The sequence below is a fragment of the Treponema primitia ZAS-2 genome (genome assembly GCF_000214375.1).
Lineage (GTDB): Bacteria > Spirochaetota > Spirochaetia > Treponematales > Breznakiellaceae > Termitinema > Termitinema primitia.
Genome location: NC_015578.1, coordinates 1,868,058 through 1,894,029, shown reverse-complemented (window position 1 = coordinate 1,894,029; position 25,972 = coordinate 1,868,058). Strand labels below are relative to the sequence as shown.

At 53.8% G+C, this 25,972-nt stretch carries 23 protein-coding genes; 9 read left to right on the top strand and 14 right to left on the bottom strand.

All coding sequences use genetic code 11. The features are described from left to right. Window positions 1-25 precede the first annotated feature (25 nt). The 8 genes from TREPR_RS08375 to TREPR_RS08340 all read right to left on the bottom strand — a co-directional run bounded on the left by TREPR_RS08375 (window position 26) and on the right by TREPR_RS08340 (window position 9,561). Entirely contained in the window at window positions 26-2,422 is a 2,397-nt protein-coding gene (locus TREPR_RS08375; RefSeq protein WP_015707864.1) for a bifunctional cytidylate kinase/30S ribosomal protein S1, read from the bottom strand. Continuing rightward, window positions 2,406-3,248 carry a pseudouridine synthase gene (locus TREPR_RS08370; RefSeq protein WP_015707863.1) on the bottom strand — a complete coding sequence of 281 codons (843 nt, stop codon included), beginning with the start codon at window positions 3,246-3,248 and terminating at the stop codon, window positions 2,406-2,408. Before TREPR_RS08370 ends, TREPR_RS08375 begins: the two co-directional genes overlap by 17 nt. Beyond that, window positions 3,232-3,777, bottom strand: a complete 546-nt coding sequence (gene scpB / locus TREPR_RS08365; protein WP_015707862.1) for an SMC-Scp complex subunit ScpB — start codon at window positions 3,775-3,777, stop codon at window positions 3,232-3,234. The genes TREPR_RS08370 and scpB overlap by 17 nt, the downstream gene beginning before the upstream one ends. After that, on the bottom strand, window positions 3,777-4,580 hold the full coding sequence (locus TREPR_RS08360; protein ID WP_015707861.1) for a segregation and condensation protein A: 804 nt from the start codon (window positions 4,578-4,580) through the stop codon (window positions 3,777-3,779). Before TREPR_RS08360 ends, scpB begins: the two co-directional genes overlap by 1 nt. Window positions 4,581-4,667: 87 nt before the next feature. Beyond that, complete coding sequence (locus tag TREPR_RS08355) at window positions 4,668-5,891, bottom strand: M20 family metallopeptidase (RefSeq protein ID WP_015707860.1); 1,224 nt, start codon at window positions 5,889-5,891, stop codon at window positions 4,668-4,670. A 13-nt stretch (window positions 5,892-5,904) separates the two neighbouring features. Continuing rightward, on the bottom strand, window positions 5,905-7,305 hold the full coding sequence (gene recA / locus TREPR_RS08350) for a recombinase RecA (protein WP_015707859.1): 1,401 nt from the start codon (window positions 7,303-7,305) through the stop codon (window positions 5,905-5,907). 85 nt (window positions 7,306-7,390) lie between these two features. Beyond that, the gene (locus TREPR_RS08345; protein ID WP_015707858.1) at window positions 7,391-9,109 is read right to left on the bottom strand and encodes a leucine-rich repeat domain-containing protein; all 1,719 of its coding nucleotides are present in this window, start codon (window positions 9,107-9,109) and stop codon (window positions 7,391-7,393) included. A 110-nt stretch (window positions 9,110-9,219) separates the two neighbouring features. After that, window positions 9,220-9,561 (bottom strand): hypothetical protein, encoded by a 342-nt coding sequence (locus TREPR_RS08340; protein WP_015707857.1) that lies wholly within the window; start codon window positions 9,559-9,561, stop codon window positions 9,220-9,222. Window positions 9,562-9,612: 51 nt separating this feature from the next. Between TREPR_RS08340 and TREPR_RS08335 the strand changes: the two genes are divergently transcribed. Beyond that, entirely contained in the window at window positions 9,613-10,650 is a 1,038-nt protein-coding gene (locus tag TREPR_RS08335) for an omptin family outer membrane protease (protein ID WP_015707856.1), read from the top strand. Here TREPR_RS08335 and TREPR_RS08330 read toward each other — a convergent pair. The 4 genes from TREPR_RS08330 to TREPR_RS08315 form a co-directional block, all read right to left on the bottom strand. Next, complete coding sequence (locus tag TREPR_RS08330; protein WP_148257264.1) at window positions 10,643-11,032, bottom strand: (deoxy)nucleoside triphosphate pyrophosphohydrolase; 390 nt, start codon at window positions 11,030-11,032, stop codon at window positions 10,643-10,645. The two genes, TREPR_RS08335 and TREPR_RS08330, sit on opposite strands and share 8 nt — an antisense overlap. A 9-nt stretch (window positions 11,033-11,041) precedes the next feature. Next, on the bottom strand, window positions 11,042-11,452 hold the full coding sequence (locus TREPR_RS08325) for a hypothetical protein (RefSeq protein WP_015707854.1): 411 nt from the start codon (window positions 11,450-11,452) through the stop codon (window positions 11,042-11,044). A 293-nt stretch (window positions 11,453-11,745) separates the two neighbouring features. Further along, window positions 11,746-12,324: a hypothetical protein gene (locus tag TREPR_RS08320; RefSeq protein WP_015707853.1), complete on the bottom strand. Its 579-nt coding sequence runs from the start codon at window positions 12,322-12,324 to the stop codon at window positions 11,746-11,748. 24 nt (window positions 12,325-12,348) lie between these two features. Continuing rightward, a complete protein-coding gene (locus TREPR_RS08315) occupies window positions 12,349-13,551 on the bottom strand; it encodes an LIC_12708 family protein (protein WP_015707852.1) in 1,203 nt (400 codons plus the stop codon). A 120-nt stretch (window positions 13,552-13,671) separates the two neighbouring features. Between TREPR_RS08315 and secA the strand changes: the two genes are divergently transcribed. Further along, on the top strand, window positions 13,672-16,452 hold the full coding sequence (secA, locus tag TREPR_RS08310; protein ID WP_015707851.1) for a preprotein translocase subunit SecA: 2,781 nt from the start codon (window positions 13,672-13,674) through the stop codon (window positions 16,450-16,452). Between the two features lie 114 nt (window positions 16,453-16,566). Here the strand turns inward: secA and TREPR_RS08305 are convergent, their stop codons facing one another. Both TREPR_RS08305 and TREPR_RS08300 read right to left on the bottom strand, forming a co-directional pair. Then, window positions 16,567-17,799 carry an SPOR domain-containing protein gene (locus tag TREPR_RS08305; RefSeq protein WP_015707850.1) on the bottom strand — a complete coding sequence of 411 codons (1,233 nt, stop codon included), beginning with the start codon at window positions 17,797-17,799 and terminating at the stop codon, window positions 16,567-16,569. Window positions 17,800-17,813: 14 nt separating this feature from the next. Beyond that, window positions 17,814-18,317: a hypothetical protein gene (locus tag TREPR_RS08300; protein ID WP_015707849.1), complete on the bottom strand. Its 504-nt coding sequence runs from the start codon at window positions 18,315-18,317 to the stop codon at window positions 17,814-17,816. Between the two features lie 99 nt (window positions 18,318-18,416). On the opposite strand from TREPR_RS08300, the gene loaP reads away from it, so the two are divergent. From loaP to TREPR_RS08265, 7 genes are all read left to right on the top strand, one after another. Next, window positions 18,417-18,959, top strand: a complete 543-nt coding sequence (loaP, locus tag TREPR_RS08295) for an antiterminator LoaP (protein WP_015707848.1) — start codon at window positions 18,417-18,419, stop codon at window positions 18,957-18,959. A gap of 20 nt (window positions 18,960-18,979) precedes the next feature. Next, entirely contained in the window at window positions 18,980-20,518 is a 1,539-nt protein-coding gene (locus TREPR_RS08290; RefSeq protein WP_015707847.1) for a polysaccharide biosynthesis protein, read from the top strand. After that, on the top strand, window positions 20,508-21,758 hold the full coding sequence (locus tag TREPR_RS08285; protein ID WP_015707846.1) for a DegT/DnrJ/EryC1/StrS family aminotransferase: 1,251 nt from the start codon (window positions 20,508-20,510) through the stop codon (window positions 21,756-21,758). Before TREPR_RS08290 ends, TREPR_RS08285 begins: the two co-directional genes overlap by 11 nt. A gap of 19 nt (window positions 21,759-21,777) precedes the next feature. Continuing rightward, a complete protein-coding gene (locus TREPR_RS08280) occupies window positions 21,778-23,868 on the top strand; it encodes a xanthine dehydrogenase family protein molybdopterin-binding subunit (protein WP_015707845.1) in 2,091 nt (696 codons plus the stop codon). Continuing rightward, on the top strand, window positions 23,865-24,350 hold the full coding sequence (locus tag TREPR_RS08275; RefSeq protein WP_015707844.1) for a (2Fe-2S)-binding protein: 486 nt from the start codon (window positions 23,865-23,867) through the stop codon (window positions 24,348-24,350). Before TREPR_RS08280 ends, TREPR_RS08275 begins: the two co-directional genes overlap by 4 nt. Continuing rightward, window positions 24,334-25,173, top strand: coding sequence for an FAD binding domain-containing protein (locus TREPR_RS08270; protein ID WP_041611088.1), 840 nt, complete (start codon window positions 24,334-24,336; stop codon window positions 25,171-25,173). Before TREPR_RS08275 ends, TREPR_RS08270 begins: the two co-directional genes overlap by 17 nt. 211 nt (window positions 25,174-25,384) lie before the next feature. Next, window positions 25,385-25,963 carry a helix-turn-helix domain-containing protein gene (locus TREPR_RS08265; protein ID WP_015707843.1) on the top strand — a complete coding sequence of 193 codons (579 nt, stop codon included), beginning with the start codon at window positions 25,385-25,387 and terminating at the stop codon, window positions 25,961-25,963. The last annotated feature ends 9 nt before the right edge of the window (window positions 25,964-25,972 follow it).

Below are 25,972 nucleotides of genomic sequence, written 5' to 3'. Positions count from 1 at the left end.
AAAGCGAACCTTTGGTTCGAGCGGTCTACCCCTCAGGGGTATTTTTTGACTTTAAAAAATCTCCAAGGGTAAAGGTAGAACCATCGGATTCTTCAGCCGCCATATACTGGGATATTTCATCCCGCTGAACCTTCTTCTGATAATCCTTAATGGAGAAGGCTACTTTCTGTTTATCCGGCTGCAATTCCAGAACCACTGCTTTTATCTTGTCCCCTATCTGGTATTTCTTAAGAAGTTCATCCGGGTTGTCTTCCCGGTTTTCCGGCAGGTTGGACTTATGGATCAGCCCTTCAATGCCTCCGGGTATCCGCACAAAGATACCAAAATCAGTGACCGAAGAAACCTCCCCCTCAACCAGGGAGCCGGGCTTATAGGCTGAGGCAAAGCTCTGCCAGGGATCTTCGGAAAGCTGCTTGATACCAAGCCGGATGTTTTTATTTTCCGGATCAATGCTGATGACCATGACTTCAATTTCCTGTCCCGCCGCAAATTCACTGCCCGGATGTTTGACCTTCTTGGTCCAGGAAATATCATCCCCGTGGAGGAAGCCGTCAATACCATCTTCAAGTTCAATAAAGGCGCCGGCATTGGTGATCTTGGCTACCTTCCGGGTAAGCCTGGTACCCAAAGGATAACGCTCCTCAATACCGGTCCAGGGGTTGGCGGTGACTTGCTTAAGTCCCAGAGACACCCTACCCGCTTGGAGATCGTAACCCAGGATCATACATTCGGTTTCATCACCGATGGAAAGAAGTTCTTCGGGTTTCTGTATTTTTTTCACCCAGGAGAATTCTGAAATATGCACCAGCCCTTCAATACCTTCCTCAAGCTCCACAAAGGCGCCAAAATCGGTCAGTTTGGTTACTTTTCCCTTGATGACGTCGTTGACATGATACTTATCTTCAAAGTGAACCCAGGGATCATCGGTAAAATGCTTTAAAGAAAGGTTGATCCGCTTTTCCTGGGGATCAATACGGATTACCTTGAGACGTATCTCCTGGCCTTTTTTAACAAAATCCTTGGGACGGGTTACATGGCCCCAACTCATATCATTGATATGGAGGAGACCGTCGAATCCTCCCAGGTCGATAAAGGCCCCGAAGGAGGTAAAACTCTTTACCTCCCCGGTAATATCGTCCCCGATCTGGGTTTTTTCAAAGAAATCTTTCCGCTTTTGCTCAATCTCTTCTTCAAGCCATTTGCGACGGTTTACTACTATATTAACCTTGCCATCTGAGTAGAGCCGTTCCACATAGAAATTGGTCTTAAGGCCCAGAAGTTTTTCCGGTTTGTCTACCTTTTGGGCGTCGGATTGGCTGATGGGTAGGAAGGCCCGCACTCCGGCGCCAAGGTCCACATCGTAGCCGCCCTTGACGAGCTTTTCGATGGTCCCTTCTACCATGGTGTGGTCCTGGAAACCCTGACGTAAATTCTTCCAAAACAGCTTTACATCCGCTTTCTGTTTGGAAACAATCACTTCCCCGTGCTTATTCTCCTTGGCAACGAGAATAACCGACACCGTATCCCCAACCTGGGGAATTTCGGTGAATTCCGCAATAGGGATCTTTCCTTCGGATTTGTAGCCTACGTCGACAAACACCTGATCAGGGGTAACCTGAATGACATGCCCATCTACCAATTGCCCTTCTTCGAGCTGTTCGAGGCTTTTTAGATATTTTTCCTGTAACTGCGTCTGGATATCATCGCCGGTATTTGCGGATGTGATTCCGTTCGATTCATCTATCGGACTAGTGTCCGATTCCACTTCCATCTGACCCATGGTTGATCCCTTCCTCTGTATTTCTTCTATCAATCTCTCATAAACTTGGCTTATGGTCAAGACCGATGTATCGAAAACAAGCACTCCCGGACCGATTTTAAGGCTCCCTTCGGTTTTATTTTTGTCGATTTCGTCCCGTTCCTGGATGGTTTTAAGTATCTCCTCAAAACTGAGCTTTGATACCCCCTGGTCAAGGCGCCGTTTTGCCCGAGCTTCCGGTGTGGCGTCCAGGTAAAACCGATGTTCCGCCTTGGGAAAGACCACGGTGGTCATATCCCGGCCTTCCACCACCACATCGAGTTTTCCGGCGATTTTCCGTATGAGCCTGTTTACCACGTGGCGTATGGGTACATTCGCCGAAAGGGGGGCGGTAAATTGGTCGATTTCGTCGGTGTGGAGCAGGGAAACCACATTTTCCCCTGCCAGATACACGTCCCCGTCCCTGTATTCGATGTCCGCAGACTCCGCGTATGCCAGGGCGGCGGTCTGATCCAGGGGGTCAATGTGGTTCCGCAGGCACCCCAGGGTAATAGCCCGGTAGAGGTTCCCGGAATTTACATAGGTATATTTCAGCCCTTCGGCCAGCAGCTTGGCGATGGTACTTTTTCCCGATCCTGCGGGTCCGTCAATGGCTATTATCACTATGGGCTCCTCCGGTTAATATCTGTATTTCCTGCTCCGTAAGGGGCCGGGATTCACCTGCTTTAAGGTTGGTCAAAAGTACCGGGCCTATACGTATCCGGTGGAGTTTGGCCGGATGCAGGTGGAAATGGGTAAAAACCCGGCGTATTTCCCGGTTTTTGCCTTCGATAAGGACCACCCGAATAGCCTTTCTGCCCTGCCGCTCAATTTCCGCTGCCTTATAAAAAACCCCTTCCACCTCAAGGCCCCGTTTAAATTCCTCAACCATAAGATCCGGGATGGGGCCGGTAGCTTCTACCAGGTATTCCTTCTCAATTTCCGCCGAGGGGTGGCTGATTTTTGCGGCGAAGTCTCCATCATTGGTAAAGATGATAAGTCCCGAGGAACGGTAATCCAGGCGGCCCACATTGTACAGCCGTTCCTGGGGCAAGGGAAGCAGGTCCTTTGCCAGGGGGCGGCCCTGGGGGTCAAAGGCGCTGCAAATATACATGATGGGCTTATGAAGAGCCAAATAGCGGAACCGGGTTTCCATTTGCAGGGGAACCCCGTCCAGGCGTATGTCATCGGCGGGCGAAACCTTGACACCCATTTGGGTGACCATCTGGCCGTTCACGCTTACCCGGCCGGCGCTGATGAGCCCCTCACAGGCCCGGCGGGAGGCTACTCCGGCGTGGGCGAGGTAGACCTGGAGCCGGAGGACCGCCGCCGGAGGCGTCGGTCCTTTAGGAGTTTCAAGCTTTGGTTGAAACTCCACACTTGAGGCCGTAGCGCCGGAGGGCGGCGGGGCGGCGGGAGCCGGGGGGGCAACCTTATCCGTTAAGTTCAAACCGATCGGTCTCACTTTCATTTAATTTGGGTAGATCCGCTATACTTTCCAAGCGGAAAAACTTGAGGAATTCCCTGGTGGTACCGTATTGGGTGGGCTTTCCGGGTATATCTTTTTTGCCCATTTCGCGGATAAGTTCCTTTTCCAGGAGGAGACGGATCATGTTATCCGCGGAAACACCACGGATGGCTTCGATTTCACTGCGGGTGATGGGCTGAGAATAGGCAATAATAGAAAGGGTTTCCAAGGCGGCCTTGGAAAGTTTGGATTCGTTTTTTTTGCCGTACCGTTCTTTCAGATTATCCCAGTATTCCCGTTTGGGGGAGATCATGACGCCCCCGCCGATGCGGGAAAGCTCCACCCCGGAATCTTCCCGGGCATAGCGTTCCCCCAGGGCTTCCAAGGCTGTCTGGACCAGTTCTTTGGAGAGGCCGGAAATGCGGACCAGACCGGCTTCATCCAGGGGATCCGCTTCAAGGTAGAGTATTGCTTCAATCAGGGCTGTTTCTTTTTCTGCTTGCGCTTCCATCAGGGCGAAACTCCATTACCCGCGGCATCAGCTTCACCGGAGGCGTCGTTCTCAGTTTCGGCTCCCCCGGCAGCGCCGAAAGAGGGGCCGGGGCGGATTAAAATATCCCCGAACATACGGTTCTGGTACACTGTGATCATCCTGAATTTGACCGCTTCCAGCATTGCCAGAAAGGCGCAGACTATATCCATCATAGAACCGTTCCGGACTATCAGATCGGTAAAGTTGCACTCTCCTTTCTGTTCCAGGAATTCGGTTATCAGGGTTGTCTTTTCATTGATCGATACTTCTTCATAGAGATCGATGATCCGTTCACTGGGGACATTGGACATGAGGGAAGAAAAGGTCTTGACCAGCGCCCAGATGTCCACCTTTTCCCAGAGTTCATCCTCTACAAAGGGCAGGGCCCGCTGGAGCTTTTTCCGTTCCATGACCCATTCGGCTTCCTTTTCCTTTTCTTCCATCAATTCTGAGAGCTTCTTGAATTTCTGGTACTCAATCAGCTTGTCCACCAGTTCCTGTCGGGGATCATCCGCATCATCATCCAGGTCCAATTCCACCGGGAGGAGCATACGGGACTTGATGTACAGCAGACTTGCCGCCATGGCGTGAAATTCGGTGAGGTCCTCAAGATCCAGGGTATTGGCAAAATGGAGGTATTCCAGATACTGTTCGGTAATCTGGGCTATGGGGATGTCATACAGATTGACTTCGTTTTTTTTGATTAAAAAAAGGAGAAGATCCAGGGGACCTTCAAATTCCTTTAACCTGAACTTATGAACGGCGCCGTTATTGGTATCCATCTAGGCTTAATTATACCCGCCCCTGCCGGGGTAGTAAAGAGACCCGCGCCGATCCTTGATCAAATGCGGCATGAAAAAAAACGAAATTTACCGCGCACCCAGTTTACGATCCCTGGCCCGGGTAAAATCCTCCTGAAGGCAGCGCCGGAAATCGCCGTCATTAAGTACCCTCAGCCCCAGGGCAACCAGGGCTTCCGCACCCCGGGCCATGGCTTCATGGGCCGGAGCCTTGATGGTTTCAGCGGCAAATTCCGGGGTATGCAGGGAGTACTGTTCGCGGGTTATCGAGATAAGGGGCTGGATGGAAGGGCAGCGGTAACTGACATTGCCCACATCGGTGGATCCCACAGGCGCCGATACGGGTTCCATTTTTTCCCCCAGATCGAGAAGTATCCGCTCCATTTCCTCCTCTAGGGGTTTCACCCGGACCATATCGGCAAAATCCCAGGGGCCAGCCTTCCAGAAAACTTCACAGTCTAGGGCCATGGCGGCGGCTTTGGCGCATTTCAGAATCGTCTCGTCCAGAACTTTCAGCTTTGCCATGGAATCGGTGCGGAATTCGCAGCGGATGGAAGCTTTGGCGGGGATGATATTCGGAACCGTGCCGCCATCCAGAATAACCGCATTGACGTGGATGTCCGGGGTAAAACACTCCCGCCGGGCATCCACCAGATCGAAAAATTTCCGGGCGGCTGCCAGGGCGGACCTGCCCTCCCAGGGAGCTGCCACGGCATGGGCGGCATGGCCCTTAAAGTCCATGTCATAAAAACGGAGGCTCAGGGCGTCCATGTTTGCCTGGCTAAAGCCGCCGTAGGAACTGTGCATCATCATGGCCAGGGCCATACCGTCAAAGACACCCTGATCGGCCATCCGGGCCTTGGCGCCGTCAACTTCCTCGTTGGGGGTGCCGATCACGTAGATTTTTCCCTGAAACCGGGAACGCAGTTCGGTGATTGCCAGGGCGGCAAGGACAGAGAGGGCGCCGTGCAGGTTATGGCCGCAGCCGTGGCCTATGTCGGGCAGGGCGTCGTATTCTACCATGATGGCGATCCCAGGCCCTTCGCCGTTATCAAGGATGCCCCGAAAACTTGTGGGATCCCCCAGGTAGGGGTATTCCACCTCAAAGCCGTGCTTTTTAAGCAAGGCGGCGATCTTTTTGCTGGATTCAAATTCCTTTCCGGAAAGCTCGGGATGAGCCCAGAGCTCATCGCTCAGGGCTTTTGCTTCATCCCAATACTTCCGCACCGCCTCTTTTATCTGTCCCTTGATTTCTGCGCGGGGAACTGCGTTGCAAGTAGAACCGGTATCCATAGCTTTTCCTTTCTCAGAAAAGGTCATCCTCTTTGGAAGGTTTACCTATAGAAATGGTTTCCCCGGCAGCTTTGTTAAGCGGCGGCCTTCCCCGCCCCCGAGCCGGTACGGCTGGAGCAGACTGCGCGGGCGCAGCCGATTTCGCTGCCCCAGCATTTCCCTGACCAGATGCTACGGGGCTGCCGGACGCCGGAGAGTTTCCCCCACCGTTACCGGAAGCCGCTGTCTCAAGAGGCGTTCCCAGGGTAATGCCCGCCGGGGGCTTAGCTTGGGTAGCCCCGGCCTGGACGGCGGAAGCCGCAGCCGCAAGGCCCGATGCGGGGGCGGCTTCCGCGGCTGGGGGAACGATTTTGGCCATCTGGGAAAAATCCCGGCCGGGGAACATGATTTTCCGTAACTTCTGCTCCACCTCAACAGCGAAGACAGGGTTTTCTTCCAGGTACTTTTTCGCATTTTCCCGGCCCTGGCCGACTTTTTCTTCACCATAGGAAAACCAGGCGCCTTTTTTTTCGATGATATCGTATTTAACCGCGGCGTCCAGGAGGCTGGCAATGGCGGAAATACCCTTGCCAAAGATTATTTCTAATTCCGCCTTTCTAAAGGGCGGGGCTACCTTATTTTTCACCACCTTAACCCGGACACGGTTACCCAGGGCATCCTCGTCGCCGCTCCCTTCGATGGTCTCAAACTTACGTACATCCAGGCGTACCGAGGCGTAGAATTTCAGGGCATTGCCCCCGGTGGTGGTTTCGGGGTTGCCGAACATGACACCGATCTTCATGCGGATCTGGTTGATGAAGATCAGGATGGTCCGCGATTTTCCAATGGTGGCGGTGAGTTTCCGCAAAGCCTGGCTCATGAGCCGGGCTTGAAGTCCCATGTGGGCATCCCCCATGTCCCCCTCAATTTCCGCCTGGGGGGTCAGGGCGGCCACGGAGTCCACCACGATTACGTCCACCGCGCCGGAACGGACCAGGCTTTCAGTTATTTCCAGGGCCTGTTCCCCTGTGTCGGGCTGGGAAATCCACAGATTATCGGTATTTACCCCAAGGTTTTTGGCGTACACCGGGTCCAAGGCGTGTTCGGCGTCCACAAAGGCCGCTATCCCGCCCATTTTTTGGGCTTCCGCCACCACATGCAGGGCCAGGGTGGTCTTTCCCGAAGATTCAGGGCCGTAGATCTCGATGATCCGTCCCCGGGGGAAGCCGCCAATCCCCAAAGCTTCGTCCAGGAGTATGGAACCTGAGGGGATCACCTCTATGCCTGCGGCGCTTGTATGGTCTCCAAGCTTCATCAGAGAGCCTGAGCCAAATTGTTTTTCTATCTGGAGCCGTGCCGCTTCCAGAGCCTTTTCTTTTTCTTCTGTTGAAGCCAGGGGATTTCCCCTGGTTTTTTCCGGTTCATTCTTTGCCATCTTCTCTCCCTCCCCTACTATGCGATGCTGACATTCAGTTTACTTTAATCCGTAAAAAAAATATAGCAAGCCCACAGAGGTTTCGTTAAATTTTTTCGGGCAAGGCCCTTACTTTTTCCTTCAAACCAGGGGTCCATCCCTGTTGGGTGGTGGTTTTATACGTATCTATTGCTGACTGTGGTACGTAGATAGTTCTTGGGTTAGAATCTTTGAAGACTTCCTTTCCCAACTTTGGGGGAGTTTCCCCCAGGATAAGACAGTCTAATGCCGAACAGTCTTCAAAGGCTCCTTCTGCAAGGGTATTTACCTGGGGCAGGTACACCACCGAAAGGGCTTTGCATGATCTGAAGGTGTCCCGCTCTAATTTGAGCGCCTTCGGTAGATAAACCGATTTTAAGATTTTACATCCTTGAAAAGCTCCATTCGTGGAGGTGAAATCATTTTTTATTGCCGTCACTTCCGGCATATTTACCGATTCAAGTTTACCACAACCACTGAAGGCGGCATTATTGATAGTAGTAACTCCAGGCAAGTCCGCTAAAACCAAAGAAGGGCAATCGGAGAATACGTTGGCGCTTAGGGTACGCAGACCAACAGGTAGAATAAGGGCGACCATATTCACTTTAGTAGGGGTTGTTTTGGCTGTAGAATTAATAAGGCTTGCCCCGCTACAGTCCCGCAAATCCAATGCAGTATACTGGCTAAGGCTGCTATACAGAGCTTTAACGGAAGCTGAATTGGCGGAAATTGATAAATCCACATTCCCTACGCGGATTAAACAGGGGTTTGTTTCGGTGACCCCCGACTGTTTCTTAAGATAGGCCGTCAGAGCAACGGTATCTGTTATTTCAGTTACTGGAGGAAAATCCGCCGGATCAAAATAAAAGTCCGTCGTCCTGGTTTCTCCATAAGGATAAATGGATATATACTCCGTTTTAGTTACCCGGTGATAGAGGGCATTCATGGTAAGGTCCAAGCGATAATAGCCGGGATTTAAGACGATGGCCCCTTCGCTGACATTGCCGGCGGCGCTCTCCAGAAGATCCGTGATGAAACATGGCCGGAATACCCCGTCCTCATCCCGGGCGAATAGGGTCAGTAAGGCGGACCTGACCAAATCCTGGGGAAATTCCACCGAATAAGACAGGGTTCCCCGGCTACCCTCCCCGCCCAGCATTTTATCCAAGGTGATGGAAACTTCCACGATCTTTTCCGGTATAACCTGGACCTGGACAAGCCCTTGGGCAGCCGGGATAGGATCGCCGGTTCCCGGGTTTACATAAGCAACTGCGGTAATAGTCCACAATCCGGCGGCGAGATCAAGCATAAGCCCTTCGTTTTCCGGCGGTAGCTTCAAATCATCCGTCGTATCCCCTGACTGGTGAAGAAAGCTGAGGGTGTAGTGGGTAAATTCCTCGGGGGAAACGGTAATAAAGAGTTTTCCCGGAAGTCCCGGCTCCTGAACAGCTTCTTCCTGCTTTTCTCCAGAATTTTTTCCGTCGGTCCCGGTGTTTTCGTCGCCGGAATCGGCATTTCCTTTACCTGGGCCGGTATTTTCCCCGCCGGAGTCAGCGCTTTCTTCATCGGGGTCGGCGTTTTCCTCATTGGGATCGGAATTTTCTCCCTTAGGATCACTTTTTTCCCTGTCAGGATTAGCTTTTTCTTCCCCGGAATTTTGATAGGCCTGATTATTTTGTTCCAGCCCTTTTCCCTGGACAGTGGAATTTTCCGGATTTTCACAGGATCCAAAGATCAGGGTGAACATAAAAAGACTGATAATGGCAATGAACAATGGTTTTCTCATAAGACCTCCCCATATACCCCCTTTAGGGGAAGGAAAAGAAAAAACGCTTTAAAGGAATTAAAAAAAATTGAAATTATTTATGAATTTGACTCATTACTCCGCGTAATGGATTATTGACTCAGGGATTCCGAGGCGGTCTGCGCCTGGGCTTCATTATCGTAGATTTGGACGCCCTCCTCTTTAATCCAACCCCGGTAAGGGCCGTTCACTCGAATCCAGGCTTCGCCTGACCCCCCTCTGGTGATGATACGCCGTTCCACTATTTCCGCCACCGATCCCCGGCGGAGGTAGCCCAGGGACACCGATTCAGGGGCGGGCTCATTTTGCACATGAGTATAGGAACTGCTTATCACCCCATAGCCGATAACGGAACGGGAGAGCGGAGGAGTTGAGGGGGGAATCATCGGTATTTCTTCGGGGCCCCGCTTACATCCATACAATAGAAGGGCCATAGTAATAAGCGCTACTTGACCAAAATATCGGGATAAACCTACTCTCATGGTGTGAGAAGTATATACGGTTTTGCCTTTTTCGTCAGCATCTGTTTCATCAGTACATTTCCCACATATTTATTTGCCCAGAATACGGCCAGTTTTTCCATCGGCAAAACCCCCTATACCTTTTCCCTGGCAACCGGGATCGGAGTTCTCCTGGGACAGGCTGAAGAGATTGTCTATCAGGATGATGATGATGATGCCTATTTAAGCAAATTGCTCTGGGATTTAAAACCCATGGTGTATGTTGGAACCGCCCTGGAGCTTTCCCGTACCCACCCCCTGGACGGTCTTGGGGCGGAGGTGGATCTGTCGGTAAAGTTCGGCCTGCCCCTGCAAAGCGGAGTCATGGAGGACCGGGACTGGGACGATCCTCTGTATCCCGCAAGCCATGATGATCCGCTTTTTACTAATTTTTCTTCCAGTGACGCCTATATCCAGGGTGCAGTATTGGCGGATTTTTCCGGAGGTCTTACCATTCCTGTTGCCCAGGCGGTGGTGATTAAAGCCCTATTTTCTTTTTCTTTTATGCGTTTCTCCTGGATAGCCAGGGATGGTTACAGAAGATATAAAGCTGAGGACTGGGAAAAAATCCCCGGTCAGGGGATTATGATCAGCTATGATCAGAATTGGCTTATTTTTTCACCCGGCCTTGGACTTTCCTGGCCTTTTCACCCCCTCATGGGTCTTGATTTTAACTTTTTTATCAGCCCCTTAATCATTGCCTTTGATATGGATAATCATTATCTTAATATCCGTTCTGGTAAAGAATATACCCAGTATGTTGATACCATGCCGGGGGGCTTGTATATTGAACCATCTCTGGATTTTCGTTTTTCCCCTACCCCTATCATTTCACTATTGCTGCATAGCTCCTGGCGTTATATTAGCGGCTCCCGGGGGGATACAACAGAAACCGTCTCCGGTAGAAATACTCCTGCGACGGTATATGAAAATTCCGCCGGCGCGGCCTATTCAGCCTTTGACCTGGCCCTTATCCTGAAAGTTGCGCTTCCTTTGCAAAAGGTTCGGGTGGGTTCTAACTAAGCTCCGCCTTTCTTAAATCCGGAACCAGCTTGCGATCCGAATCCACAAAGTCCAGGGTTTCAATTTCCTCCAGGGAGGCCCATTTCCATTGGGTATGCTCGGTGAGCCTGAAATCAGTATGGGTCAAATATATCCGGTAAGCGTTAACCTGGCGGGCAATGCCGTGGTGTTCAAAGTCTGCGGTCCCCAACAGGGGCCCCACGGTAACCGGCGCCCCGAATTCTTCATCGTATTCCCGTATAAGGGCCTCCGCATCGGACTCCCCCTCCTCTACCTTCCCTCCGGGGAATTCCCACTTATCCCCCATGTCCCCGCCACTTAGCCGTTGGGCTATAAAAAAAAGCCCCTGTTCACAGGCGATTCCCGCCACGGACCTACGCAAACCAGGGTCCTAAAGGAGGAGTACCGAGGGGAAGAGGAAATGCAGGGCCGCCGCAGTAAGAGCGATAAAGCCTATCCATTTTTTATTGCGTATCAGAAGGTGTTCGATCTTTTCGGTGTGTTCCGGCTCCAGGGTGGATCGGTTACGGTAGTATTCAAAGGCCAGCACAAAACCGGCAAGGAATCCTGCCAGGGCAGGAAGGAGGTCCCCAATGACAGCTACATCCCCCTGGACTACAGAGAGAATCTTCAGAAGGCCCATGAGGATGGTCAGTATCCCCAGGATCAGGCGGCAGGTTTCATTATGGAGGGACCAGCGAAAACCGCTTTCAATGACCGCGTCATCCTCCCCGGTATCCGTGATAAGCGTATATCCGGTCAGGGCATTAAGAATGATGGATAAAAAATAAAACTGAATCATACCGTTCCCCGCATATCACTAATGTAACCTAATTACGCCTTTCGGTCAAGGAAAGCCAGTTATTCTTAACTTAACCCGTCAACCGTGTTAAGCCTCCGATTCTTACCAGCAAAGGCCATCCCCCACAAGGGAAAATCATTATCCGATTAACCAGGCGCCGAAGGGGGCGGGGATGCCTTCCGGAGGCGTCTCTGGAATTCCCTGCCGGAGCAGACCCGCGCAGCGGGGCTGCTCCGGCAGACTCTACAGGTTAGCCTCCGGGAGGCATCCCTGCCCCCTCCGGTATATTTGGGTCAGTTTGATAATGACTTTACCCGGGTACTTGCCCGGTGATCCCCCACCTGGATGAGCAGCACATACGCGGCGGCGTCAAAGGGCAGGGCAAACCGGTATTCCTCCTCCTGTTCCAGGGTAAAGAAGATACGATGGGTGAATACCGGTATATCCGCCGCTTCCAGCTTAGAAGCACCCTTTATCACCGGGCTTACGCCGATATATACCTCTCCGGTATAGGGGTTTCCGTCCTTGGCAATGCGTTTCCGCACCGCCATATAGGGTTCGTCCCCTAAATGCCCGGCGCCGAACTGCAACTCATTGTCCTCCAGGGTAAGAAGCTCCTGGGGCTTGTTCAGAGCTGAGAAAACCATGAGCATGGCCATGATGAGGAGTATGGAAATAAAGAGAAAAGCATGGGGCTTTGTGGAGGTAAGGGAACGGATAAGCCCCCCCTTCACCGGCGGCCCCGGCTCATTCAGGGCTCGCACCGCCGCAGAAGCCTTCTCCAGCCGCCGCTCCCGGTTGTAATAAAATACAAGCTCCTGGTCATCCCCCGCTCCCGGCTCCTGCCCCTGTTTCGGCGTATCCTCATCCATACCAACCCCTCCTCATCCCCGCTCTCATCCCCCCTCCTCCAGGAATTTGTCCGTCCGCCACCAGACCAGCTTGGCTTGGAAGTCCGTGGCCAGCAACGCCGACAGGATACCCTCGGCGGAGATGGAAAAAGCGTTGAACTGAAGCTCTTCGCTCTTCACCTGGATAAAGCCCCGGCGCTGCTCGTGGGGGTCCGTGGAAAGAATCATGATAGAATACCCGTCCTCCACAGGAATCATGAGGAACGCCCGGTCGTTTTTCACCACCCCCAGGAGGGAATAGAGCAGCCGGTCTGTAATACGCCGGTTGTTTTCGGTCACCGTGGATTCGTAGAACGGAACCTCAATGGTCCCCTGGTAGGAACCATCCTCCACGTTCATAATCCAAATCACCGAGCTGTCCGGCTCAGTCCCCAGCTTGGTCTTGGTGGATTCGTCAAAGGTCTCCCGATAATAGTCGATTTTGATAAAAAGCTTCCGGCTGTCCGGGGATACGGCAATGGTATCTATAGAAGGAAACACCGGCAGCCGGTCCGGTGGAATGGGAATCTGTTCATTTTTCAAGGGGATAAAGTACAGGAGCGTCCCCTCCAGGTCAAACCAGTAGATGTTCCAGCCCGTAGGCAGCCGGCAAACCACGGCAAATTCATCCGCCAGGGAGGCGCTAATCCGCTCAATCTTGGGAAAGGGGGAGCCCCCCAGGCCCTCCCGGCCCAGGTATTCGACAAAACAGCCGTCGGAATCGAAATGGAGGACCAGACTATCCTGGATAGTCCGGTTTTCCGCATCATAACTGTGCCGCTCATAGGGCAGCCGGTCCTCCACATAGATGTGCTTCCGGGAATCCACCGCAATGGCCCCGGGCTCCCGCAGGGGATAAGAAAAGGCCCACCGGGTTACCACACCGCTGGTTTCCACCCCAGTCCTGAGGGTTAGGGGCGGCGGGTTGGTTTCGTCATTGTAAATCATGAACAGGAGGTCCCCGTAGGACGTGTAGTGGACCACCTTCCCCCCATTGCCATCGGCAATGTAGAACAGGCCGTCCCGCATGGCCAGAGAAGTTTTGCGGTTGCTCCGGCCCCCCTCCAGGTTGTAGAGGTCGATCTGGTCCTCCAGCCGCCCGATGTCCAGGGAAAAGAGGTCCTCCCGGGCAACCGAAGCGATGCCACCGGGGGCACAGGCGCTGAACAGCAGCAGGGGGATGCACATAAGCAGGGGAAGCAGTTTCATGGGTAAAACCTTAGTCCAGGGGGGGGCGCTTGTCAAGGAAGGCGAGGGTTTGGCGTACCTCTCGTAGTCCGTGGTTACTTCCCCTTGCCAACAAAGCCCCGCAAGCGGTACATTAAAATCATGTTTGAAAAAATCGTAAAAGCCCTGTTCGGCTCCCAGCACGAGCGGGATTTGAAGGCCCTGTTGCCCATATTGCATTCGGTTAATGAGAAAGAAGCCTGGGCTGCGGCATTACCCGCAGAGGAGTTCCCCAAACTGACCGCCCTGTTCAAGGAACGCTATGCCAAGGGGGAAACCCTGGACGCCCTGCTCCCGGAGGCTTTTGCCCTGGCGCGGGAGGCTGCGCGGCGGAACCTGGGGGAGCGGCCCTACGATGTGCAGGTCCTGGGGTCCATCGTGCTCCACCTGGGGAAGATCGTGGAAATGAAGACCGGTGAAGGCAAGACCCTGATGAGCGTGGCCGCCACCTACCTCAATGCCCTGAGCGGCAAGGGGGTCCACGTGGTGACCGTGAACGATTACCTGGCAAGCCGGGACGCGGACTGGATGCGGCCGGTGTTCTCTTACCTGGGAGTCACCGTGGGAACCATCCTTTCGGACATGGACAATGCACGGCGCAAGGAAAACTATGCCTGCGACATCACCTACGGGACCAACAACGAATTCGGCTTTGACTACCTCCGGGACAATATGCGCTGGGACCTGGAAGGCCGGGTCCAGCGGGGGCACTGCTTCTGCGTGGTGGACGAAATCGACTCCATCCTCATCGACGAGGCCCGAACCCCCCTGATCATCTCCGGCGCCGCCGAGGATGATACCTTCAAGTACGCTGAGGTGGACAAGCTCCTGGGCACCCTGGAGGAAGTTAAAAAGAAGGCCGACGGCGAATACCCTGACGAGACCCAGGGCGAAGAAGTGGTCGGGGATTACAAGCTCAACGAAAAAAACAAAAACGTTTCCTTTTCCAACAACGGTATGGCCAAGATCGAGGAACTGCTCCAGAAGCGGAACCTGATCAAGGGCGCCATCGTTGACGAAGAAAACTTTGAGTACCTCCACTACTTTACCCAGGCCTTGCGGGCCCACAAATTGTTCCATATCGACGTGGACTACGTGGTGCAGGATGGGCTGGTCCAGATTGTGGATGAGTTTACCGGGCGCATACTCTACGGCCGCCGCTATTCCGACGGGCTCCACCAGGCTATTGAGGCCAAGGAGCGGATCAAGATTGCCCAGCGGAACCGGACTCTGGCCACCATCACCTTCCAAAACTACTTTAGGTTGTATGAAAAAATATCCGGTATGACCGGTACCGCAGACACCGAGGCCGTGGAATTTGCCAAGATCTACAACCTTGATGTGGTGGTAATCCCCACCAATCTGCCGGTGAGCCGGAATGACGAAGACGATGTGGTCTACCTCAACGAAAAGGAAAAATTCAACGCCCTGGGGGATGAAATTGCCGCCGCCCACAAACGGGGCCAGCCCATGCTGGTGGGGACCGTGTCCATCGAAAAGTCGGAGCAGCTCTCCACTCTGCTCACCCGCCGGGGGGTGCGCCACGAGGTGCTGAACGCCAAGAACCACGCCCGGGAAGCGGCGATCATCGCCGAGGCGGGCGCCCGGGGTGCGGTGACCATCGCCACCAACATGGCGGGCCGGGGCACGGACATCAAGCTGGGGGGCAGCCCGGAACACCGGGCCCGGAAAAAAGCCGGGACCGATGCATCGCCGGAACGGTATGCTGCCTGTTACCAAGAGGAATACGAAAACTGGAAGAAGGACTATGTGGAGGTGAAGTCCCAGGGCGGCCTCTATGTAATCGGCACCGAACGCCACGAAAGCCGGCGTATCGACAACCAGCTCCGGGGCCGTTCGGGCCGCCAGGGCGACCCGGGGCGGTCGAAGTTCTTCATTTCCATGGACGATGACCTGATGCGCCTCTTCGGCGGGGACAATATCAAGAACCTCATGTCCAAGATGGGCATGGAGCCGGGGGAACCCATTTACCACCCCTGGCTTAATAAGAGTATTGAGAAGGCCCAGAAAAAGGTGGAGGAGCGGAACTTTGAAATCCGCAAGCACCTCCTGGACTATGATGATGTGCTGAATCAGCAGCGGAAGTATATCTACGACCAGAGGGATGCCATACTCAGGGATGAGGATCTCAAGGCCAGGGTCAACGAATCCACTGCCGACATGGTGGACGCCGCACTGGACCGGTACCGCGCGGCCCAGCGGGGAGACCAGGGGGAGGCGGTAAAGGAACTGACAGCAAGCCTCAAGGAAAAATTCGGCTACCTTATCCATGTGGATCCCGAGGACAAGGAATCCTGGACCCCTGAAGCGTTGCGGAAGGGGATCATCGGGGATCTGGAGAAGGACATTGCCGATAAAATAGCCTTGGTGGGGGAAGCGGGGATCAACCATTTCATCCGGGGTCAGTACCTCCAGTCAATCGATGGAAAATGGCTTGACCACCTGGAAAATATGGAAGGCCTGCGGGAAGCGGTGTACCTCCGGGGCTATGCCCAGAAGAATCCTTTGACGGAGTACAAAATCGAAGGGTTCCAGATCTTTGATGCCATGATAGATACGATCCGCGAAGAGATAGCATCCCGGGTACACCTGGTGCGGATCAGAGCTGCCGGAAACCGGGAGCCTGAACAGCGGACCATGGCTACGGTGCAGTCCGCCAGCCATGGCAGCATCGGGGCCTTTGCCAACAACATGGCGGCATCCGATGCCGGGGGCAGCGGCCAGGCAGGGCGCCCCAAGGGGCCTTCATCCCGGTCTGAACCCGAGGCGGTTACGGTGATCCGCTCGGTGCCCAAGGTGGGCCGCAACGACCCCTGCCCCTGCGGGAGTGGAAAAAAGTACAAGTTCTGTCATGGGCGTTAAGTTCCGAACAACAACTAGAATACCTATACTTGAGAAATTACTTTAATATGTATGATAATTTATAAGAGCCCTGGTAAATGAACTTACCAGGGCTCTTTTTTGCAGTTCTGCCGCTTAGTTCCGGACAAAGGCGTCGGGATAGCCGCTGCTCTTTAAACGCTGCAGCACCGCGCCACTTTCGCCATAATTGAGGGGCCCCACCAGGAGCCGGTATACCAGGTTGTCCAGGGCGCCATAGGGCTGCACCAGAAGGGGGTAGTTTCGGCGGTCAATCCGGGAAACCGCGTATTGCAGTGCGTCTGGCTGGGTAAAGGCGCCAACCTGTATATAGTACTTGTCCCGCTGCATCTGGTTGATGATCGGTACCGAAAATATGGACCCATTTGGCAAAGGCGGTTTTTCAGGAACAGCCTGGACCACTGGGGTTTGGTTCACCGGAGCCCTGCTTGTCGGGGAAGGCGTTGGCAGAGGGTAGATGGGTCCAATAAAATAACGGGGATCCAGGGGATTATCGTCCCCGCTTCTTGCGGACCTAGCACTAGGCTGGGGCGTTATTTGAGCAGGGGCTATTTCCGATGCAGGGGGTAAGGCCCAGGCGCCTTCCGGGGGCCGGGGGTCCGCCGGGACCAGGGTAATCACCGATGGGGGGGATATCGGTTGCGGCACTGGTACCAGGGTTTGCTGGGGCGAAGAGGGTTCCGGAATAGGGACAGCCATCACCGGCGGCTCAGAGCGGGGCGCGGGAGGCGCCGCCGGTGATGGAACTTCTGCAATGATCGGCCTAGGTTCGGAGCCATCCGGAGCCCAGTTCGGCACGGGTTCCGTAAGGACCGAGCCGTCATTGGGATATGCTATCGGCGGAGGATTATAGGGTTCCGGCTTATTTATAACATTCACATAGAAATTATCCGCCGAGTCTGTGGATACCAGATCCGAGGCGGTAGCAGCTCGGGTTGGGGCGCTAACCACCGCAGGGGTGTTGGGCGCCCCTGCCTCCTGGCCTTCGGTAAACCGGGAATATGCCACAGGGTCCGAAGGCTGGGTCATGCGGATACGGCCTACCGCCCTGGTTTGTATGCCGATAGCGATAGCGGCGTTTCGGGAAAGCATGGCCAATAGCCCCGGGGAATCCAGGCCTGCGGCTACAATAACCCGGATGGTCCTGCCGTTTTCCAGATTGGTTACATCCACCACCGTATTACGGGGAAAGGAATTGGTAGCCACATAATATGCCCCGTCGGGAAGTTCACCGGTGGTGGACACGGTGGCTGACCCTTCCCACACAGATGCGCCGGTAATAAACAGGGTTATGGCAAAAGCGCATAGGGCGATATAAAATCTCTTCATATTGTTCCTATCCTTCATTTATCTTTCAAATGGGACACAATGATCCGGGCGGCGCCCATAGCGTTGGTCATTTCGTCCTTCATGGTAATACGTTGCTCCCCGGTATACTCCTGGGAAAATATAAATTGATACGGCGCGGTCTTGAAAAGCCGCAAAGAAATGCTGCGGGGTTTGGGAATTTCCTGAGCTGATGCAGGAGGATTCTGATAATCTAGAACAGCCACCACAAAGAAATCCGCCCCCCCTTCAAGGGCTTCATCCAGGGATACCTTGGCGGCATCGGGAAGCCCGGTTTGGGGTTTTTCCGGTACCCGGATGATGGGGGAATTGCTAACTATATGGCCGGTATCAAAGAACACATCCAGCAGCGCGTCTTCCCATATCCTGGAAGACTCAATTACCGGTGTTTCCTCCCTCAGGCCCGTTTCAATTACCATGAAAGAAACGGTCGCTCCCTGGACGGAAACGGCAAGGACAAGCCCAAAAAACACGCTTATCCCAAGGTTTTTTAAAAACATGGATTCCCCCTGGTAACCTATCGGCATAATTGGCCCCAATCTAAAGCAATGCAAGGCGACCTCTGGTTAAATTATAAAAGTTATGCTAGCATTAATGCGATGAAGTACTTTGCAGTTCAGGTAAAAACCAGGGGTGAAGAAAAGTATATCAGACTTTTTCAGGCCTTGCATCCGGAGATCACCATAAAAGTCTATTTTCCCAAACGGGAAATCGACATACGCCGGAGGGGCGTTATAGTCCATACCAGTCTGGGGATATTTCCGGGGTATATTTTTATTGAGTTAGAGGGGGAAGAGGATCTCCATGATTACCAATGGGCCTTCCGCAGTACCGATGGGTTTTACCGGTTCCTGAAATCCAATCAAAATATCTGCGCCCTCCAGGATAAGGACCTGGAAATGGTTCTTCATTTTATCAAAAAAGTCGGGCCTGTGGCAGGAAAATCAAAGGTCTACTTTGATGAGAATGCCCGTATCGTGGTGAGCGAAGGGCCCTTAATGGGGCTTGAGGGGAAGATAATAAAGGTCGATAAGAGAAAAGGGAGGGCAAAGATTAAGCTGGATTTGTATGATGATACCTTCTCCATTGATCTGGCCTTTGAGGTCATAGGGGTCTTAGAGGGCGGTCACCGGGGGAGATAGCTGGCTAATCAAAAAAAATTATGGCAACAAAAAAGTCGGGACGTTTGTATATTATCGGGGCGGGGTTTGCAGGGCAGGCCCTAGCAAATGAAATTAAAACCAAGGCAATCTTCGGGGAACTCGTCGCCTTTCTGGATGACGATCCCGAAGTCATGGGCCGTAAAATCGACGGCATCCCGGTCTTGGGGCCTATCAAGGATGTGGCCCGGCTCCTGCGGATGAACCCCGCGGATGAAGCCATCATCGCCATGCCCGGGGCTTCCCGGGAATACATAAAAGAAATCTACGGCATACTGAAACGGGCGGGCTTTGAGCGGATCAGGATACTTCCCGGGATGTCCCAGAGCATCGAAGGGGATGCCCGGCTTATCCAGACCCGCTCAATCGATCCCCAGGACCTCCTGGGCCGTACCCCCGTGGCGGTAAACATCAGGCAGAGCCTGGCATACCTCCGGGGAAAGCGGGTATTGGTCACCGGCGCCGGGGGCTCCATAGGCAGCGAACTTTGCCGGCAACTCCTCTCAGGCGGTGTATCCCGGCTCTACCTTCTGGGGCATGGTGAAAATTCTATCTACCAGATAGACCGGGAACTGCGGCTCCTCCAGGAAGAGGGGGTGGGCGAAAAAACCACCCTGATCCCTATCATCGGGGACCTCAAGGACCGGGACTATATGCATTTCCTCCTGGCCCGGCTGAAAGCGGATGTGATCTTCCATGCAGCGGCCTACAAGCACGTGCCCATGATGGAAGAAAACCCTGTGGCGGTCATAGAAAACAACTTCTTCGGCACCGATAACCTGATCAGCGCCGCCCGGAGCAACGGGGTAAAACGCTTTGTCCTGATCACCACCGATAAGGCGGTGAACCCCGTCTCAGTTTACGGCGCCTCCAAGTACCTTTGCGAACGCCTGGTGCTGGATGCGGCAAAAAAAGCGGGGCTTAACTACATGGTGGTGCGGTTCGGGAATGTCCTGGGTTCCCGGGGCTCCATCATGCCCCTGTTCCAGAAACAAATCGAAAAGGGCGGCCCGGTAACCATTACCCACCCGGAGATGCGCCGCTACTTTATGACCATCCCCGAAGCCTGCTCCCTGGTACTCAAAGCCGGCGGGGTGGGTGAAAACGGCAAACTCTACCTTCTGGACATGGGGGAGCCCGTGCGTATCCGGGATATGGCTGAACAGATGATCCGCTTCTACGGCTTTGAGCCTGAAGAGGACATCAAGATCGAATATATCGGACTGCGGCCCGGGGAACGGCTGGACGAGGATCTTTGGGGACGGGATGAAATCCCGGTGGATACCGAATTCAAGCGGATTCTCCGGGTGGAGCGGAAACAGCCCGTTAACCCGGACCCGGCATTTCCAAGCCCGGCTCTGGCAGACGAGATTCCCGCAGAGGAACTTCTGGAAAAACTCAGGCCCATCGTTCACTTTGATCCGGAACAGCCCACTCACTACCGGGACGCCGTGCTGCTTAGGGATGTGCTAGAAGAAGTCATCCCCAGCCTCATGCCTGCCCGCGCCCTGGCGCCCCAGGGGAAAGTGTATGGATACTGAGGACATCCCCTTTGCCCGCCCCTTTGTGGGGAGGGAAGAGGAGGAGGCAGTCCTGAGGGTACTCCGCTCCGGGTGGCTTACCACCGGGCAGGAGGCATTGGCCTTTGAAAAAGAATTTGCAGCTTTCCTTGAAACCGGAAGCCCCGAAATAGGGGCCGCCGAACCGCTTTCACCGCTTAACTGCTTAGCGGTAAACTCCGCAACCTCCGGACTCCACTTGGCCCTGGAAGCCTGCGGCGTTGGTCCCGGTGACACGGTGCTGGTCCCTTCCTACACCTTTACCTCCACCGCCGAAGTGGTCCGCTACCTGGGGGCCGAGCCAGTTTTTGTCGATATTGCCCCCGGCTCCCCCCTGATGGATCCCCTTGCCCTGGAAAGTACCCTGGAACGGCTGTTCCAAGGCCGCCCGGCTTACCCGGCCCGCAACGGCAAGGGGGATGGCTTCGGCCCCCGGGGAAAGCCCAGGGCGCTGATTCCCGTCCATTACGGCGGCCTCCCCTGCGACATGAAGGCCATCATGGGCATAGCCCAGCGCTACCAGGTCAAGGTGATTGAGGACGCGGCCCACGCCTTCCCCTCCCGGACAGATGCGGGTTTTGCCGGGGATTTGGCGGACATCGGGGTCTTTTCTTTCTATGCCACAAAAACCATCACCACCGGCGAAGGGGGCATGGTAGCGGTTCGGGACAAGGCCCTGGCGGATCGTATAGGGATCATGCGCCTTCACGGCATAGACCGGACGGTCTGGAACCGCTATACGGAGCAGAAGGCCTCCTGGTATTACGAAGTGGTTGAACCGGGGTTCAAGTACAATATGCCGGATATCTTGGCGGCCATAGGCCGGGTCCAGCTTGGCCGGGCCTGGGCGCTTTTGGAGAAACGGCGGAACATTGCCGCCACCTACGATGCAGCCTTTGCCGGAGATGGGCGCTTTGCCCTTCCTCCAAGCGGAACCGCTGATGCCCGGCACCTGTACCCCCTGGGCTTAAACCTTGAAACCCTTGCCCTTTCCAGGGATACTATTATTGAAAAGCTTCAGGAAAGGGGCATCGGGGTGTCGGTTCATTTTATACCCCTGCATACCATGCCCTATTACCGGAAACGGCAGGACCTTATGCCCGGTGATTTTCCTGAATCCTTAAAGCGTTTTCAGCGGGTTATATCCCTCCCCATTTGGCCGGGGATGGAAACTGCCCAGGTTGAGCGGGTAATAGCCGTCCTCAAGGCGGTGACTGAATGACAGGCAACAGGACAGTAATTTGAAGGATAGTCCGGGATTCATTTCAGACATTTCAATCCGGGGAACCCTGCTGGGAGTAACCCTGCGCTCCCCGGTTTCCAAGGGACAGCTAAAATCCATAAGCTGCCCCCGGCTGCCCAATGCCTATACCTTGATCCGCGCCGAGGACATACCCGGAAAAAACGAGCTGGTGGACCATCCTGTACCGGTCCTGGCAAAGGACGAATTATCCTATTTCGGCCAGCCCGTGGCCATCCTGGTAGGCCCCGATGAGGCAAGGCTGGAGGAATACGCCTCCCAATGCCAGGTTGAGGCGGAAAAGGAATTACCGGCCCTGTCCTTTAACGCTGCGGAGGAAGATCGTATCCTCGCCAAACGGGAAATCCTTATAGGCGAGCCCGGCAAGGCCTTTTCGGAAGCTGCCTCGGTGGTTACCGGCGCCTACCGTACGGGTATCCAGGAACACTGGTATTCCGAGCCTGTGGGGGCCATTGCGGTATACTCCCCTGAGGCCATGCTCATCCATACCGCTACCCAGTGGCCCTACCATGTTCGCAATTCTGTATCCCAGGTTTTAGGCATAGACAGTGAAAAGGTCCTGGTTGAGCCGGGCTGCACCGGCATTCCCCTGGACGGAAAACTCTGGTACCCTTCCCTGATTGCCTGCCATGCCGCCTTGGGGAGCTGGATTACCAAAAAACCGGTTACCCTCATACTCACCCGGGAGGATGATTTCCGGTATTCCCCAAAACGAAACGGTGCGGAGATACATATATCTACCGCCCTGGATGCTCAAGGCCACCTTCTGGGCACAGACATTCAGGTTATGGCGGATATGGGCGCCCAGGGGATCTTCATCGACGAGATTCTGGACCGGATTTGTCTGGGTTCATTGGGAAGCTACAAACATCAAAATATAAAAATTCAAGGCTTTGCGCTTAAAACCAATGTGCCACCACAAGGACCCTTTGCAGGGTTCGGCCTATCCCAGGGCTTCTTCGCCATGGAACGGCATGGTTCGCGAATTGCCGATATCCTGGGCCAGGATCCTGCGGAGTGGCGGAAAAATAATTCGGTAAGCCGCCAGAAGTCCCTGGCCATAGGCGCCGCAGTAAAGGACCCCATACACATAGAGGCGCTGCTGGATACCACGGCAACCATGAGCGACTACCACCGCAAATGGGCTTCCTATGAACTGCTCCGGATCCGCCGCCGAGGAGAGGAGGGAGATCCCAGGGAAACTTTCCGGGGAATCGGTATAGCCTGTGCCTACCAGGGAAGTGGGTTTTTATATAGCGGCAGTGATAAGGGCGCCTATTCTGTGGAAATTACCCTGGATAAGGATGGCGCCCTGGAAATAAAGACCAGCATGGTTCCCTCCAATGGGGAAGATTTCGATATCTGGCGGAACATCGCTGCGGAAAACCTTTCTGTAGAGACAGCTTCGGTCCGGGTTGTATGCGCCTCCCCAGGCATCGCCCCGGATTCCGGACCGGATACTCTTTCCAGAAATAGTACGATCCTCACAAAGCTGGTGGAAAAGGCTTGCCAGGATATACGCAAACAGCGCTTCCGGGATCCCCTGCCCATCACGGTGCAGCGATCCTACCGTCCGTCACGGGTTTTAAACTGGGAAAACAAGACCTTTGACGCCCAAGCCCTTTCCCAACTGAGTTGTGCCGCCGCAGTGGTGGAAGTAGAAATTGATCCCCTGGAGTATACTCCCAAGATACGGGGCGCCTGGATAGGGGTGGACGCCGGCAAGATACTCTCCGAAACCAGGGCCCGGCGTTCCCTGAAATTTTCGGCCATTCAGGCTCTGGGTTGGGCTTCCCGGGAACATCTTGCCTATGAAGACGGTCAGATACCACTGCAAAGCATCTATGATTATGACATACCCAGTCCTAAGGATATTCCTCCTATTCAGATCGATTTTATATGGAATGATAAGTCCCCTAAGGGCATAGAAGAACTGCCTTTCAGTTGTATTCCCGCAGCCTATGCCCAGGCGGTATCCCAGGCCATAGATCACCCCTTTGAAAAAATTCCCCTCACCGCCCGGGATATATGGGAAGCGGGAAAACTAAAAAAACAGGAGACTCCGGTATGACTCTGGGTTTTATCCTCAACGGTGAGGATGTGGTAGTAAAAACCGAAGCGGATCGCCGGCTTTTGGATATTTTACGGAACCACTTTAAGCTTTTAGGAGCCAAGCCGGGCTGTTTAAGCGGAGTCTGTGGCGCCTGTGCGGTGATCTTAAACGGTAAGGTGGTTTCCTCCTGTATGATCCCCGCCTTTAGAATACGGGGCAGTGAAATCATCACTATCGAAGGGTTTTCCCAAACCAATGAATACCAGGATATTCAGGAAGGGTTTTCCCGAGCGGGGGTGGAAAACTGCGGGTACTGTGATTCCGGCAAGATACTGGCAGTGGAAACCCTGTTGGATAAAAATCTACGGCCCACCAGGGAGGATATCCTGGAGGCCTTCAGCGGTATAAAGTGCCGGTGTACCGAACCGGACAGCCTGATTGCGGGGGTATTTGCCACCGCGGAAATACGGCAGCGGAGATTGTATGGACGCTCTGCATAATCAGGTTTTTTTCCCCGCCAGCCTGCCGGAGCTCTTTTCCGCCTGGACCCGGTTCCCCGATGCCGTACCCTTTGCCGGGGGTGGCGGCTTGCTTCGTAACCAGGGCAAGCAAATTCTCACCCTTCCCCGGAACATCCTCTCCCTGGAACGGCTGGAGGAACTCCAAAAAATAACCAGGACTGAGCGATACCTGGAAATCGGGGCCATGGTAAAACTCAGCGAAATCACCGGTTTGGGAAAAATTGTCCCTGAAGCGCTTACCAAGAGCCTCCAGGGTATTGCCAGTCCTCAAATACGCAACCTTATTACCCTTGGGGGCAATATCTGCAACCCCTCCCGGCGGCAGGACGCCTCGGCGCCCCTGGTGGCCCTGGACGCCCGGTATGAGCTGCGTACCGCTCAGGAGATACGCTGGGTTTCCGCATCCCGTTTTTCCGGCCTTTCCGGGCCTCCGGCGCTAAATCCCCAGGAACTGCTGACCCGGATTCGTATACCCCTGGAACAGTGGCATTATACAGTTTATAAAAAGCTCACTGATATGGAGACGGCGGACGGAGACGGCGGAAGCGCGGTTTTTTTGGCCCGGATACAGAAGAATATACTTACCGATATAAGGGTAGTTTTCGCCGGGCAGATACTGCTCCGGGATAAAAACAGCGAAACTATCCTGGCGGGAAAACAGCTTCCACTGGATCGCCGGGACGCAGAGCACTTTTCAGAACTCTGGCGGACCTACCTTTCGGCGATTGAGGAACCGGGATTTATGCTTCGGGAAAAGATTTTTAATTTTATTGAATCCTGTATATTCAGCCTTTCCGATTAATTAGGGCTTTCAAATTGACAACTTTCTATACTGCGTTCTATTGAAATAACTTTTCCCCCATGGTATATTGTTCAATACTTGAACAAACATACGGTATCATAGAACGTGTTTCGGCCGTCTATGCCCTACTGAATGTGCCGAACCTCATTTTATGACCTTTTTCCGGAAATTTGATCCGGAAACGGCTTTGTTTTGCCCAAAAAGAAACCCAATGAACAGCAATCTACTGGATACAGAATATATCATTCTGGAAAAAGTCTATGACTCCACGGAACATCAGCTTCCCCTGAGGCAGCGGGATCTGGCCCTGATCGCCGGAACCTCCCTGGGAATGACCAATTCCATCCTCAAACGCCTGGCCCGTAAAGGGTGGATCACCGCAAAAAAGCTTAATAGCCGGAATATTCAATACGCGGTCACCCTAGATGGGATGAATGAGATAATCCACCGCAGTTATGGGTACTTTAAGAGGACCATAAATAACGTGGTTTTTTATAAAGAACGGATCGACGACACAATTTTCAGCGCAAAACGGCGAAATATCGCTAAAGTGTTCCTGATCGGGGTAAGCGATCTTGACTTTATTGTTGAACACGCCTGCCTCCACCATGGACTGAGTTTTTTTAAAATAGCGGATGAAAATGCCCTTGGAGACCTTTTAAAAGAAAATGTCCTGGCGGTCTATGCGGAAACCATCCCCTTATCCCAAACTCCGTCGAAGAAAAACGCCTTTTTTCTTTCCCGCGTGGTCATTGAAAAGACCACCGAACCGGCATTGGCGTTGGTATAGGATACATCA

What these genes read in the sequence shown, in the direction of transcription:
- scpB (WP_015707862.1), bottom strand. Translation starts at nt 3,777, where the DNA reads ATGGAAGCGCAAGCAGAAAAAGAAACAGCCCTGATTGAAGCAATACTC.
- TREPR_RS08360 (WP_015707861.1), bottom strand. Translation starts at nt 4,580, where the DNA reads ATGGATACCAATAACGGCGCCGTTCATAAGTTCAGGTTAAAGGAATTT.
- TREPR_RS08355 (WP_015707860.1), bottom strand. Translation starts at nt 5,891, where the DNA reads ATGGATACCGGTTCTACTTGCAACGCAGTTCCCCGCGCAGAAATCAAG.
- recA (WP_015707859.1), bottom strand. Translation starts at nt 7,305, where the DNA reads ATGGCAAAGAATGAACCGGAAAAAACCAGGGGAAATCCCCTGGCTTCA.
- TREPR_RS08345 (WP_015707858.1), bottom strand. Translation starts at nt 9,109, where the DNA reads ATGAGAAAACCATTGTTCATTGCCATTATCAGTCTTTTTATGTTCACC.
- TREPR_RS08340 (WP_015707857.1), bottom strand. Translation starts at nt 9,561, where the DNA reads ATGGCCCTTCTATTGTATGGATGTAAGCGGGGCCCCGAAGAAATACCG.
- TREPR_RS08325 (WP_015707854.1), bottom strand. Translation starts at nt 11,452, where the DNA reads ATGATTCAGTTTTATTTTTTATCCATCATTCTTAATGCCCTGACCGGA.
- TREPR_RS08320 (WP_015707853.1), bottom strand. Translation starts at nt 12,324, where the DNA reads ATGGATGAGGATACGCCGAAACAGGGGCAGGAGCCGGGAGCGGGGGAT.
- TREPR_RS08315 (WP_015707852.1), bottom strand. Translation starts at nt 13,551, where the DNA reads ATGAAACTGCTTCCCCTGCTTATGTGCATCCCCCTGCTGCTGTTCAGC.
- secA (WP_015707851.1), top strand. Translation starts at nt 13,672, where the DNA reads ATGTTTGAAAAAATCGTAAAAGCCCTGTTCGGCTCCCAGCACGAGCGG.
- TREPR_RS08305 (WP_015707850.1), bottom strand. Translation starts at nt 17,799, where the DNA reads ATGAAGAGATTTTATATCGCCCTATGCGCTTTTGCCATAACCCTGTTT.
- TREPR_RS08300 (WP_015707849.1), bottom strand. Translation starts at nt 18,317, where the DNA reads ATGTTTTTAAAAAACCTTGGGATAAGCGTGTTTTTTGGGCTTGTCCTT.
- loaP (WP_015707848.1), top strand. Translation starts at nt 18,417, where the DNA reads ATGAAGTACTTTGCAGTTCAGGTAAAAACCAGGGGTGAAGAAAAGTAT.
- TREPR_RS08290 (WP_015707847.1), top strand. Translation starts at nt 18,980, where the DNA reads ATGGCAACAAAAAAGTCGGGACGTTTGTATATTATCGGGGCGGGGTTT.
- TREPR_RS08285 (WP_015707846.1), top strand. Translation starts at nt 20,508, where the DNA reads ATGGATACTGAGGACATCCCCTTTGCCCGCCCCTTTGTGGGGAGGGAA.
- TREPR_RS08275 (WP_015707844.1), top strand. Translation starts at nt 23,865, where the DNA reads ATGACTCTGGGTTTTATCCTCAACGGTGAGGATGTGGTAGTAAAAACC.
- TREPR_RS08270 (WP_041611088.1), top strand. Translation starts at nt 24,334, where the DNA reads ATGGACGCTCTGCATAATCAGGTTTTTTTCCCCGCCAGCCTGCCGGAG.
- TREPR_RS08265 (WP_015707843.1), top strand. Translation starts at nt 25,385, where the DNA reads ATGAACAGCAATCTACTGGATACAGAATATATCATTCTGGAAAAAGTC.